Raw genomic sequence first — 12,296 nt, forward strand, 5'->3', positions numbered from 1 at the left:
ACCGTGCGGCCCGAAAGGTTTTACGCGGCGCCAGGCTCACCTGGCGCCTGATCCAATTAGCTGGCGACGATATTGACCAGTTTCCCGGGCACTACAATCACTTTACGAATAGTCAGGCCATCGACGAAGCGCAGCACGTTTTCATTGGCCCGAGCAGCGGCTTCGACTTCTTCGCGGGTGGCGCTGGCCGGCATTTCGATCTGGCCGCGCAGTTTACCGTTGACCTGGATGACCAGTGTCAGGCTGTCCTGTACCAAAGCGCTGTCATCCTGCACCGGCCAGCCGGCGTCGATCACAGGATCGGCATGCCCCAGCTGATTCCACAACTCATGGCTGATGTGCGGCGTGATTGGAGCCAGCAGCAAGGTCACGGTTTCCAGACCTTCTTGAAGCAGTGCGCGATCCTGTTCGGTGCCTTGCGGGGCTTTTTCCAGCACGTTCATCAGCGTCATCACCTGGGCGATGGCGGTGTTGAATTTGTGGTGCTGGCCGACGTCCTGGCTGGCTTGCTTGATGGCCAGGTGAATCGAGCGGCGAACGGCCTTTTGTTCGTCGTTCAGGCTGGCGACCTCAAGTGTGCCCGGCAGCCCCTGAGTGACGTGCGCTTGAGCCAGGCGCCAGACGCGCTTGAGGAAGCGGTGCGAACCTTCTACGCCTGAGTCGGACCATTCCGCGCTCATGTCGGGTGGCGAGGCGAACATCATGAACAGGCGGCAGGTGTCTGCGCCGAACTGGTCAATCATCGACTGTGGGTCGACGCCGTTGTTCTTGGACTTGGCCATCTTCTCGGTGCCGCCGATTTCCACCGGCAAGCCGTCGGAGATCAGTTTGGCGCTAATGACCTTGGCCTTGCTGTCACGCTCAAGTTCTACATCAGCCGGGTTGAACCAGGTGTAGGCACCATTGGCTTCGCGACGGTAGTAAGTCTCGGCGATCACCATGCCTTGGGTCAGCAGGTTCTTGAACGGCTCGTTGGAGCTCACCAGGCCTTCGTCGCGCATCAGCTTGTGGAAGAAGCGCGCGTACAGCAGGTGAAGAATCGCGTGTTCGATACCACCGATGTACTGGTCAACCGGCAACCAGTGGTCGGCCGCGGATTTTTCCACCAGGCCGCCTTCATAGTGCGGCGAGGCATAACGGGCGTAGTACCACGAGGACTCGACGAAGGTGTCCATGGTGTCGGTTTCACGCTTGGCAGGCTGGCCGCATTTCGGGCAAGCGCACTCGTAGAACTCGGGCATGCGCGCCAGTGGCGAACCGGCGCCATCCGGCACCACGTCTTCCGGCAGTACGACGGGCAGTTGATCTTCCGGGACCGGCACATCACCACAGGTGTCGCAGTGGATGATCGGAATCGGGCAGCCCCAATAGCGCTGACGGCTGATGCCCCAGTCGCGCAGGCGGAACTGGGTGCGCGAGGCGCCAAGGTTTTTCTTGATCAGCGCGACTTCCATGGCGTCGAAGGCGCCTTCGAAGTCCAGGCCGTCGAATTCGCCGGAATTGATCAGCGTGCCGTGTTCGCCATAAGCGTCTTGCCATGGCGAGGGGTTGGTGTCGCCGGAGCTGGTGCGCACTACCGATTTGATCGGCAGGTTGTACTTGGTGGCAAATTCGAAATCGCGCTCATCGTGCGCCGGAACGGCCATTACCGCGCCATCGCCGTAGTGCATCAGCACATAGTTGGCGACCCACACCGGGAGCTTCTCACCGGTCAGCGGGTGCTCGACGAACAGCGAGGTCGGCAGGCCCTTTTTCTCTTGAGTGGCGACGTCGGCTTCGGCGACGCTGCCGCCCTTGCATTCAGCGATGAACGCTTGCAGCTCGGGGTTGTTCTGTGCCGCCAGGGCAGCCAAATGATGTTCGGCGGCCACGGCAACGTAGGTCGCGCCCATCAGGGTGTCCGGACGGGTGGTGAAGACTTTCAATACGCCGCTTTCGCCGATGGAATCGACGTTGTACGGGAACTGCACTTCCATACCGCGGGATTTGCCGATCCAGTTGCGCTGCATGGTCTTGACCTGTTCAGGCCAGCCCGGCAGATCGTCGAGGCTCGACAACAGCTCGTCCGCGTAAGCGGTGATCTTGAAGTAGTACATCGGGATTTCGCGCTTTTCGATCAGCGCGCCGGAACGCCAGCCGCGGCCGTCGATCACCTGTTCGTTAGCCAGGACGGTCTGATCGACCGGGTCCCAGTTCACGGTGCCGTTTTTGCGGTAGATCACGCCTTTTTCGAACAGGCGAGTGAACAGCCATTGTTCCCAGCGGTAGTAATCAGGCTTGCAGGTGGTCACCTCGCGGGACCAGTCCACCGCCAGGCCCAGGCTGCGCAGCTGGGTTTTCATGTAGGCGATGTTTTCGTAGGTCCACTTGGCGGGTGCTACGTTGTTCTTCATTGCGGCGTTTTCTGCCGGCATGCCGAAGGCGTCCCAACCCATGGGTTGCAGGACGTTCTTGCCTTGCATGCGCTGGTAGCGGGAGATCACGTCGCCGATGGTGTAGTTGCGCACGTGCCCCATGTGTAGCTTGCCGCTGGGGTAAGGGAACATCGACAGGCAGTAGAAAGTCTCCTTGCCTGGCTGTTCACTGACTTCAAAGGACTTTTGCTCGTCCCAGAACGACTGGGCGGCGGCTTCGATTTCACGGGGCTGATATTGTTCGTGCATGGCTACTTTTGAACTGAATAGGGGTGGCCTAATCCTCTTCAATGCAACGCTGGACGATGATCCCGTCAAATCGGCGGTTCGCTGTCCAGACGAGCTGGAAGTGGAGTTACAGGAAGCGCCGTAGCATACATGACCGCACTCTATCGAGGGAAACCCTGATTACAGGCATAAGGTCGCTCCAAACCTGCTGCGAGGGCCGTTGGTCGCAGGGTTCAGCCGGTTTGTTCATGGAAGCTAAGCTCCTAATTGGGGAGTGAGTCTTATCTTCAATGAGGTGAGGGATGGTTGAGTCACAACGTAAAGTTACAAAGCCGGAGTTGTATGAACGATTGATCGATCGTCTGGGGATGGCCCTGGACGCGGCGAAAACCGCCGGTCGGTTACGTGATGAACGTCCCCTGGAGCTGGAGTTGCGTGGCCTGAGCCCCGCAGAGTTTGCACTGGTCAAGGCGTACCTGGATCGCAGTGAGCGTGAGACACACGGATGCTTGTCAGAAGCAGTGAAGCAGCTCGACGCACCACGTTCGGCCAAGATCATCTGGCTCAAGGACAAAGCACCCGGCAGGGACGCGGTAAAGGTCCGGTCTCTGCAGTTCAAGTAAGGGCGCTTGAAGCCATGACCTATGGTTTTTTGAAGCATAGCCCTTGCGCATTAGTTGTCGCATTGCGTCAACCCACTTAGGCTTCGGGCATCTCTGGAGATGCTCGATGCCTTTTCGTTATTTCGTAAAACAACTTTTATTGCCGCCCGGCATTCTTCTGCTGTTGCTGGCGCTTGCCTGGTGGTTGCGCCGCTCAAGGCCACGGCTGGCCGGGTTTTGCTTTGCGCTGGGGCTCGGCGGGTTCTGGCTGATGAGTTTGCCGGTGGTGGTGCAGTGGAGCGCCAAGGCGTTGGAGCGGGAGCCGGCGCTGGGGCTCGACGAGTGGGCGACCTTAAGTCAGCGCGCTGATGCGATTGTGGTGTTGGGATCGGGGCGTGAACGGGGCGATTTGGCCTGGGGCGCCGACCAGCCGACCGGCGTCGGCCTGGAGCGCCAGCGGTATGCCGCACGATTGGCCAAGGCCTCGGGCCTGCCGATCCTCACCAGCGGCGGACTGCATTACGGCACACCACCGACGGAAGCCAAATTGATGGCCGATTCGTTGCTCGATGATTTCGGCGTGACAGTGCGTTGGCAGGAAGGGCGCAGCCGCACAACTTGGGAAAATGCGCAGTTCAGTGCCCAGGTGCTGTTGCCGCAAGGCATCAAGCGCGTGGTCGTGGTGACTCAGGCCTGGCACATGCCGCGGGCGGCCTGGAGTTTCAAGCAGGCAGGATTTGAAGTGGTGCCAGCACCGGTGGGTTTTTGGGCGTGGACAATGCCCGGCCGTTGGGCGGCTGGATGCCGGAGTTCAAGTCGATCTGGCAATCCGGGCAGTTGTTGAATGAGGCGGTGGGGCAGATCGGGTATTCGATTTTCTACCGTTAAAGCAAAGATCGCAGCCTTCGGCAGCTCCTACAGGGTGAGCTCAATCCCATGTAGGAGCTGCCAAAGGCTGCGATCTTTTTACAGGGGCTGCGAAACTTAAACGGTTTTCGCAATCCGGCTAGCCAACAGCGCCCAGCCAAATAACAACACACACAGAATAATCAACGGCCACGAACGCCATTCCAGGTACGGCGTCAGGTTGTGCATCGGCACCACTTCGCCATACAGAATGCCGCGTTCAAACTGCGGAATCTGCGCGGTGATCTGCCCGTACGGGTTGATCAAACCGGTCACGCCGTTGTTGGTGGCCCGGATCATCCAGCGGCCAGCCTCAAGCGCGCGCATCTGCGCCATCTGCAAGTGTTGCAGTGGGCCGATGGAGGTGCCGAACCAGGTATCGTTGCTGATGGTCAGCAGCAAATCGCTGCGAGCGGCGAGGCTGGCGGCGAATTCCGGATAGACCACTTCATAGCAAATGAACGGCGCGATCTGATAACCCTTGGCTTGCAGCAGCGGCTGGTCGGCCGGGCCACGGGCAAAGTCCGACATCGGCAGGTCGAAGAACGCGATCAGCCCGCGCAGCAAGTCCTGCAGCGGAACGTACTCGCCAAACGGCACCAGCTTCTGCTTGAGGTAAGTGCCATCGCCTTCGCCAACCACGGTGATGCCGTTGAAGAAGCGCTTCTCATGACGGACTTCCTGGCGGATCGGTACGCCGGTAATCAGCGCGGTTTTACGTTCGGCGGCGAAATTCCCCATCATGTTCAAGTAGCCCTCGGCAGACTCCTTGAGCACCGGTACCGCCGTTTCCGGCCAGATCAGCAGGTCGACGCGCTTGGAGCTGAAGCTCATGTCGCGGTACAGCGCCAATTGCGAATTAACCTGCGCCGGGTCCCACTTCATGCTTTGTTCGATGTTGCCCTGGATCGCCGCGACACTCAGCGCCGGTCCGGCCGGACTGGTCCAGGCATGCTCCTTGAGCGTGATACCCGCCACCCATGGACCCGCCAGCAGTACAACGCCAGCGGCGATGAAACCCTTGCGACCCGTGCGAGTCAGGCGTGGAGCGTTCCAGATCAGCGCAGCAGTCAGCGCCAGAACGAAGGACACCAGCCACATTCCGCCCAGCGGTGCGAGCCCGGCCAGTGGGCCGTTGAGCTGGCTGTAACCGGAATAGAGCCACGGGAAGCCGGTGAGAAACCAGCCACGAAACGCTTCCTGGCCGACCCACAACGCGGCAAACGCCAAGGCATCCGCCAGCGGTGCTTCGTTACGGCGCAACCAGCGCGCCCAAAGCCAGGCGGGCAGGGCGAAGAACCAGGCAATCGCCGCGGTGAAGATCAGCATCAGGAACCCGGCCAGCAACACCGAAGCGCCGCCGAAGTGGTGGATGCTGTAGTAGATCCAGCTAGTGCCGGCGCCAAACAAGCCGAAACCGAAACACCAGCCACGACCCAAGGCCTGACGCGGGCTCAGTTCACGTAAACCGGCATAGAAGAGCCCGACTGCCAGCAATGCCAGCGGCCAGATATCGTACGGCGCTAACGCCAGAGTGGTGATTGCACCGGCCGCCACGGCCAGCAGGTTACCGGGCCAGCCGGGGCGGGTTATCCAGCGCATTTCAATCCTTAGAATTACCGAGCGATAGGTGTCAGGCGCAGCAAATGAATCCGACGGCTGTCAGCGTTCAGGATGCGAAAGCGATACGGGCCGATTTCAGTGATTTCGTTGCGTTTTGGCAAGTGCCCGAACGCGCTCATCACCAGGCCGCCAACGGTGTCGAACTCGTCATCGGAGAACTCGCTGTCGAAGAACTCGTTGAAGTTCTCGATCGGCGTCAGCGCCTTGATCAGGAAGTCACCACTTGGCAACGGCTTGATGTAGCTGTCTTCTTCGACGTCATGCTCGTCTTCGATGTCGCCGACGATTTGTTCCAGCACGTCTTCGATGGTCACCAGGCCCGCCACGCCGCCGTATTCGTCAATGACGATGGCCATGTGGTTGTGGTTGGCGCGGAATTCACGCAGCAGCACATTCAGGCGCTTGGACTCCGGCACGAAAGTGGCCGGGCGCAGCAGATCCTTGATGTTGAAGCTGTCGCCGTTCTCCTTGAGGATCAACGGCAGCAAGTCCTTGGCCAGCAACACGCCCATCACGTCATCGTGGCTTTCGCCGATCACCGGGTAGCGGGAGTGGGCCGAGTCGACCACGGCGGGCAGGAACTCGCGGGGTGTCTGGGTCGCCTTGATGCTGACCATTTGCGAGCGCGGGACCATGATGTCCCGTACTTGCAGGTCAGCTACCTGGATGGCGCCCTCGACGATGGCCAGCGCTTCGCTGTCCAGCAATTTGTTTTGGTGTGCGTCGCGCAGCAGCTCCAGCAGCTCCTGGCGGTTCTTCGGCTCGTGGGCAAAAGCCTGGGTGAGCTTACCCAGCCATGACTTCTGCCCGTTGCTCGATCGATCTTCGCTCATAGCGATTACTCTGAATCCTTTGTTGTAACGATAGGGGATGTTTCGGTTTCGTCGTCCGCATAAGGGTCGGGATAGCCCAACTCTGCAAGCAACGTTCGTTCCAGTGCTTCCATTTCTTCGGCTTCGTCATCATCTATATGGTCGTAACCAAGCAGATGCAAGCAACCGTGAATGACCAGATGCGCCCAGTGGGCCTTTAGTTCCTTGCCTTGCTCCGCGGCTTCGCGCTCGACCACCGCCACGCAGATCACCAGATCGCCGAGCAGTGGAATATCGAGAAACTCGTCGGGAACATCGGCCGGGAACGACAAAACGTTGGTGGCGTAGTCTTTCTGCCGCCAGGTGAAGTTCAGTTCGCGGGCTTCTTCTTCGTCGACCAAACGAATGGTCATTTCAGAATCGGCGGTGCGTTGGCGCAGGGCCAGTTCGCACCATTGGCGGAACTCGGCTTCGCTTGGGGCGGCTTTCCGGCTTTCAAGCTGCAGATCAAGTTCAAGCATCGTGGCGTTTGTCCTTTGGGGCTTCATCGGCTACCCGATTCTCGAAGCGCTCGTAGGCTTCGACGATGCGTTGCACCAGCGGATGGCGCACGACGTCCTTGGGCTTGAAGTGGGTGAAGCTGATGCCCGGCACGTCTTTAAGCACTTCGATCACATGGTGCAGCCCGGATTTGGTGCCTTTCGGCAGGTCGACCTGGGTGATGTCACCGGTGATGACTGCAGTGGAGCCGAAGCCGATCCGGGTCAGGAACATCTTCATCTGTTCGACGGTGGTGTTCTGGCTTTCGTCGAGGATGATGAAGCTGTTGTTCAGCGTGCGGCCGCGCATGTAGGCCAGCGGCGCGACTTCGATCACCTGGCGCTCGATCAGCTTGGCCACGTGTTCAAAGCCGAGCATTTCGTAGAGCGCGTCGTACAGCGGACGCAGGTACGGGTCGATCTTCTGGGACAGGTCACCGGGCAGGAAGCCGAGCTTTTCGCCCGCTTCAACCGCCGGGCGCACCAGCAGGATGCGACGAATCTGCTCGCGTTCCAGCGCGTCTACCGCGCAGGCAACGGCCAGATAGGTCTTGCCGGTACCGGCGGGGCCGATGCCGAAATTGATGTCGTTACCGAGAATTTCCTTCACGTAGCGCAACTGATTCAAGCCGCGAGGGCGAATCATGCCTTTTTTGGTGCGCAGGGCGACGGAGGGTTCGGCGGGGGAGACGTTGTCCATTTCCTCGACGGCCGATTCCTGCAGGAACAGGTGAACCATGTCCGGCGACAGCTCGGTACCCTTGGTTTCCCGGTACAGACGGCGCAGGAGGTTTTCCGCGGAGGTGGTGTGCTGGGGTTCGCCGATCAGTTCGAACTGGTTTCCGCGATTGCGGATCTCGATGGTCAGGCGTTGTTCGATCAAGCGCAGATGCTCGTCGAATTGCCCGCACAGATTGGCGAAGCGGCGAGCCTCAAAGGGCTCGAGGATAAAGCGATGTGGTTCGATGGGTGCGTTCAAGGTCGTATTTAGCCGCCCTGGGGCAATTAAGATGAAATCAAGGATAACGCCAGCGGGCTGGGTACGAAAGCTCTTAAATAACCCAGGGCCAAACACCATACCTGTAGGAGCAAAGCTTGCTCGCGATGAACGATAACGCGGTCTATCAGACAGACCGCGGCGTGGCCATCGCGGGCAAGCCATGCTCCTACGGGTTTTGTGGCGATTATTGGATCAACGACCCCCGCAACGAATGCGGCTGCGCAGCATCAATGTGCACGTCGGCGAACTGGCCAATCAGGGTTGGATTGTCGCAGCGGAAGTTGACGATACGGTTATTCTCCGTCCGGCCTTGCAGCTCACCAGGGTCTTTTTTCGAATAATCGGTGACCAAAATGCGCTGGGTCGAGCCAACCATTTGTCGGCTGATCTCGAAACCCTGCTGGTTCAGGCGATGTTGCAACGCGTTCAAACGTTCTTTTTTCAACGCTTCCGGCGTGTCGTCGGCCAAGTCTGCCGCCGGGGTGCCCGGGCGCTGGCTATAAACGAACGAATAGGAGAAGTCGAAACCGACGTCCTCGATCAGCTTCATGGTCTGTTCGAAGTCTTTCTCGGTCTCGCCCGGGAAACCGACGATGAAGTCCGAGCTGATGCAGATGCCCGGTACTGCAGCCCGCAGCTTGCGCAGTTTGGATTTGTATTCCAGCGCGGTGTGGTTGCGCTTCATCGCCGACAGAATCCGGTCCGAACCCGACTGCACCGGCAAGTGCAGGTGTTTGACCAGTTCCGGTACGTCGGCGTGGGCCTGGATCAGGCTGTCGGAGAATTCCAGCGGGTGCGAAGTGGTGTAGCGAATGCGGTCGATGCCATCGACGGCGGCCACTACGCGGATCAGTTCGGCGAGATCCGCCAGGCGACCGTCGTGAGTGGTGCCGCGATAGCCGTTGACGTTTTGCCCCAGCAGAGTCACTTCACGTACGCCGTTTTCGGCCAGGTGAATGATCTCGGCGATCACGTCGTCGAACGGGCGGCTGACTTCTTCACCGCGGGTGTAAGGCACCACGCAGAACGTGCAGTACTTGCTGCAGCCTTCCATGACCGACACATAAGCGCTCGGGCCATCGATGCGCGGCTCGGGCAAGTGGTCGAATTTTTCGATTTCCGGGAACGAGATGTCCACTTGCGGCAGCTTGGTGGCGCGGGCGGCGTCGATCATTTCCGGCAGGCGATGCAGGGTTTGCGGGCCGAACACCACGTCAACGTACGGCGCGCGATCACGGATCGCAGCGCCTTCCTGGCTGGCCACGCAACCGCCGACAGCGATTACCATGTCCGGGTTGGCCAGTTTCAGTTCGCGCCAGCGACCCAGTTGGGAGTACACCCGGTCCTGGGCGCGTTCGCGGATCGAGCAGGTGTTGAGCAGGATGACGTCGGCGTCTTCAGCGCGCGCGGTGACTTCCAGGGCCTGATGTTCGCCCAGCAGATCGACCATGCGCGAGCTGTCGTACTCGTTCATCTGACAACCGTGGGTTTCGATGTAAAGCTTCTTGGCCATGGAAAGAGTCATCACGTGATTCAAAGAACCGCGCATTATAGGGAACATGTCCCAAGGTTCCTACCGCTGTGCGTCCGGTGGCTATGCTATAGTTCGCGCCCTCATTTTTATCCCCCAATGTGTTGCCCGCCCACCATGACCAAACGTGAAGCCCCAATCTACAAGGTGATTTTCCTCAACCAGGGCCAGGTGTACGAAATGTATGCCAAGCAGATCTATCAAAGTGATCTGTGGGGCTTCCTGGAAGTGGAAGAGTTCGTCTTTGGCGAGCGCACGCAAGTGGTCGTCGATCCGAGCGAAGAGAAACTCAAGGCTCAGTTCGAAGGCGTGGTGCGCAGTTTTGTGCCGATGCATTCGATCGTGCGCATCGACGAAGTCGAGCGCCTCGGCACGCCGAAAATCAGCGAAGCCCGCGGCGCGGTCGGCAATGTGATGCCGTTTCCGATGCCGATGCCTGAGAAGTAGGCCTTAAACCGAGTCGCCCCAATCGCGGGCAAGCCTTGCTCCTACAGATTGTGTGACCTCGAATGCGGGCAACACGAACCCTGTAGGAGCAAGGCTTGCCCGCGATTGCGTCATCAAGGTCGATAAAGAAACTAAGGCAGTGGCGAAAACGGCGTACGCCCATCGGCGCTCTGCAATTCCATCAGGTATTTACGGAAGATTTGCCCCAGCACCTGGGTCGCAACTTCCAGATCTTCGCGCGGCATCTTCTCGGCGACTTCGTCGGCGGTGTCCAGCGCATCTTCTGCGCCATTGACCGCGGCCATTTTCAGCACGATATACGCCTGAACGTTATTGGCCGGCACGCCTTCGCCGTGGAAAAACATGGTACCGAGTTTGAATTGCGCCTGGGCATGGCCTTGCAGCGAAGCTTTTTCGAAAAAGGCCAAGGCTTTATTGAGGTCGCGCGGGGCGCTTTTGCCGTCGTAGTAGAACTCACCCAACTCGTATTGCGCTTGAGCATCCCCTTCATCCGACGCTTTCTGGCAGGCGGCGAGCGCTTGCGTCAGGTCTTGCGACTGAGTATTGAGGGTGCAGCGACCCATTGCTGGGATCAACAACGAGTTGCCGCCTGCTTGTGCGAGCGCGAGCAGGGGCTGAAGGAGCAACAGGCAGCCCAATGCAAGGGTGCGGCCGGTGCGGTTCATGAGAATCGACTTACCTCTGAAGGGCGCGCGGACCCGTTGAGGGATCCAATAAGCGCGCATTATGAAATAAGCAGGGCCAACCTTACAAAGTCTTTACTCGTTTTTCTGCTGCGCGGGGAATATATCGCCCACTTTGCGGGAGATTATTGGCACAAGAGCAGGAAAAGAGGCAGGAATGTAGGTAAAAGCTGACGCTGGCAATCGCCAACGTCAGCGGCACAGCGTTATTTCAGTGCGGCGAAAGCACGCTCGGCGGCATCCAGCGTCAGTTTCAACTCGGTTTCACCGTGAGCGATCGAGGTGAAACCGGCTTCGAAGGCACTCGGCGCCAGGTACACGCCACCTTCCAGCATCAGGTGGAAGAAGCGTTTGAACAGATTGGCGTCGCTGGACATCACGTCATCGAAAGTGACGATGTCGTCAGCGCCGCTGAAGTACAGGCCGAACATGCCGCCAGCCTGAGTGGTTACGAATGGAATGCCTGCAGCATCGGCACGCTGTTGCAGGCCATCGAGCAGGCGGCTGGTGTAGTCGCTCAGCTCGGCGTGGAAACCCGGACGGCTGATCAGGCGCAGGGTGGTCAGGCCGGCAGCCATGGCCAGCGGGTTACCCGACAAGGTGCCTGCCTGATACACCGGGCCCAGTGGAGCGATGTGCGACATGATTTCGCGCCTGCCGCCGAAGCAGCCAACCGGCATGCCGCCACCGATGATCTTGCCGAAGGTGCTCAGGTCCGGCGTCACGCCGAAGTGCGCCTGGGCACCGCCGAGGGCAACACGAAAACCGGTCATCACTTCATCGAAGATCAGCACCACGCCGTGCTTGTCGCACAACGTACGCAGGCCTTCGAGGAAACCCGGCGCCGGTGGCACGCAGTTCATGTTGCCGGCCACTGGCTCGACGATGATGCAGGCCACGTTCTGGCCGACTTCGGCGAGCATGGTTTCCACGGCGTCGATGTCGTTGAACGGCAGGGTCAGGGTGTGTTTGGCAAAGTCTGCCGGCACACCGGCGGAGCTCGGTACGCCTTGGGTCAGCAGGCCGGAACCGGCCTTGACCAGCAGGCTGTCGGAGTGACCGTGGTAGCAGCCTTCGAACTTGATGATGTCGTCGCGGCCGGTGAAACCACGGGCCAGGCGAATCGCACTCATGGTCGCTTCGGTGCCGGAGCTGACCATGCGCACCATTTCCATCGACGGCACGATCGAGCAGACCAGGTCAGCCATCTCGGTTTCCATCGCGGTCGGGGCGCCGTAGGACAGACCGTGTTCCAGCTGTTTACGCACTGCGTCCAGCACGTCCGGGTGGCTGTGGCCGAGAATCATCGGCCCCCAGGAACCGACGTAATCCACATAACGCTTGTCGTCTTCGTCGGTGACGTAGGCGCCTTCTGCGTGTTTGAAGAACAACGGCGTACCGCCAACGCTCTTGAACGCGCGGACTGGCGAGTTCACGCCACCGGGAATGTGTTTCTGGGCATTGGCAAACAGGGTTTCGGAACGAGACAT

Annotated in this window: 10 protein-coding genes and 1 pseudogene; 3 read left to right on the forward strand and 8 right to left on the reverse strand. The window is 59.5% G+C overall.

The features are described from left to right. Positions 1-56: 56 nt before the first annotated feature. A complete protein-coding gene (gene leuS / locus JFV26_RS10080; protein WP_201191927.1) occupies positions 57-2,663 on the reverse strand; it encodes a leucine--tRNA ligase in 2,607 nt (868 codons plus the stop codon). A 281-nt stretch (positions 2,664-2,944) separates the two neighbouring features. On the opposite strand from leuS, the gene JFV26_RS10085 reads away from it, so the two are divergent. Both JFV26_RS10085 and JFV26_RS10090 read left to right on the forward strand, forming a co-directional pair. Continuing rightward, on the forward strand, positions 2,945-3,265 hold the full coding sequence (locus JFV26_RS10085) for a hypothetical protein (RefSeq protein ID WP_123509878.1): 321 nt from the start codon (positions 2,945-2,947) through the stop codon (positions 3,263-3,265). Positions 3,266-3,371: 106 nt separating this feature from the next. Beyond that, positions 3,372-4,132 (forward strand): annotated as a pseudogene (locus tag JFV26_RS10090) (YdcF family protein). Positions 4,133-4,228: 96 nt separating this feature from the next. Here JFV26_RS10090 and lnt read toward each other — a convergent pair. The 5 genes from lnt to miaB form a co-directional block, all read right to left on the reverse strand. Continuing rightward, positions 4,229-5,752, reverse strand: a complete 1,524-nt coding sequence (lnt, locus tag JFV26_RS10095; RefSeq protein ID WP_201191929.1) for an apolipoprotein N-acyltransferase — start codon at positions 5,750-5,752, stop codon at positions 4,229-4,231. A gap of 14 nt (positions 5,753-5,766) precedes the next feature. Beyond that, positions 5,767-6,606 carry an HlyC/CorC family transporter gene (locus JFV26_RS10100; protein ID WP_027924283.1) on the reverse strand — a complete coding sequence of 280 codons (840 nt, stop codon included), beginning with the start codon at positions 6,604-6,606 and terminating at the stop codon, positions 5,767-5,769. 5 nt (positions 6,607-6,611) lie between these two features. Continuing rightward, positions 6,612-7,106 (reverse strand): rRNA maturation RNase YbeY, encoded by a 495-nt coding sequence (gene ybeY / locus JFV26_RS10105; RefSeq protein ID WP_201191931.1) that lies wholly within the window; start codon positions 7,104-7,106, stop codon positions 6,612-6,614. Beyond that, positions 7,099-8,103 (reverse strand): PhoH family protein, encoded by a 1,005-nt coding sequence (locus JFV26_RS10110; RefSeq protein WP_201191933.1) that lies wholly within the window; start codon positions 8,101-8,103, stop codon positions 7,099-7,101. Before JFV26_RS10110 ends, ybeY begins: the two co-directional genes overlap by 8 nt. A gap of 205 nt (positions 8,104-8,308) precedes the next feature. Further along, positions 8,309-9,637, reverse strand: a complete 1,329-nt coding sequence (gene miaB, locus JFV26_RS10115; RefSeq protein ID WP_201191935.1) for a tRNA (N6-isopentenyl adenosine(37)-C2)-methylthiotransferase MiaB — start codon at positions 9,635-9,637, stop codon at positions 8,309-8,311. A gap of 135 nt (positions 9,638-9,772) precedes the next feature. Here miaB and JFV26_RS10120 point away from each other — a divergent pair, with 135 nt between their 5' ends. Beyond that, complete coding sequence (locus tag JFV26_RS10120; RefSeq protein WP_007894425.1) at positions 9,773-10,102, forward strand: DUF1820 family protein; 330 nt, start codon at positions 9,773-9,775, stop codon at positions 10,100-10,102. A gap of 131 nt (positions 10,103-10,233) precedes the next feature. Here JFV26_RS10120 and JFV26_RS10125 read toward each other — a convergent pair whose 3' ends face one another. Then, positions 10,234-10,788, reverse strand: a complete 555-nt coding sequence (locus JFV26_RS10125) for a tetratricopeptide repeat protein (protein ID WP_201191937.1) — start codon at positions 10,786-10,788, stop codon at positions 10,234-10,236. A 224-nt stretch (positions 10,789-11,012) separates the two neighbouring features. Further along, positions 11,013-12,296 carry a glutamate-1-semialdehyde 2,1-aminomutase gene (gene hemL / locus JFV26_RS10130; RefSeq protein WP_201191938.1) on the reverse strand — a complete coding sequence of 428 codons (1,284 nt, stop codon included), beginning with the start codon at positions 12,294-12,296 and terminating at the stop codon, positions 11,013-11,015.

The organism is Pseudomonas sp. TH31 (assembly GCF_016650815.1).
Taxonomy (GTDB): Bacteria; Pseudomonadota; Gammaproteobacteria; order Pseudomonadales; family Pseudomonadaceae; genus Aquipseudomonas.

Coding starts and splice junctions, on each gene's coding strand:
- leuS (WP_201191927.1), bottom strand. CDS start 2,663: ATGCACGAACAATATCAGCCCCGTGAAATCGAAGCCGCCGCCCAGTCG.
- JFV26_RS10085 (WP_123509878.1), top strand. CDS start 2,945: ATGGTTGAGTCACAACGTAAAGTTACAAAGCCGGAGTTGTATGAACGA.
- lnt (WP_201191929.1), bottom strand. CDS start 5,752: ATGCGCTGGATAACCCGCCCCGGCTGGCCCGGTAACCTGCTGGCCGTG.
- JFV26_RS10100 (WP_027924283.1), bottom strand. CDS start 6,606: ATGAGCGAAGATCGATCGAGCAACGGGCAGAAGTCATGGCTGGGTAAG.
- ybeY (WP_201191931.1), bottom strand. CDS start 7,106: ATGCTTGAACTTGATCTGCAGCTTGAAAGCCGGAAAGCCGCCCCAAGC.
- miaB (WP_201191935.1), bottom strand. CDS start 9,637: ATGGCCAAGAAGCTTTACATCGAAACCCACGGTTGTCAGATGAACGAG.
- JFV26_RS10120 (WP_007894425.1), top strand. CDS start 9,773: ATGACCAAACGTGAAGCCCCAATCTACAAGGTGATTTTCCTCAACCAG.
- JFV26_RS10125 (WP_201191937.1), bottom strand. CDS start 10,788: ATGAACCGCACCGGCCGCACCCTTGCATTGGGCTGCCTGTTGCTCCTT.
- hemL (WP_201191938.1), bottom strand. CDS start 12,296: ATGTCTCGTTCCGAAACCCTGTTTGCCAATGCCCAGAAACACATTCCC.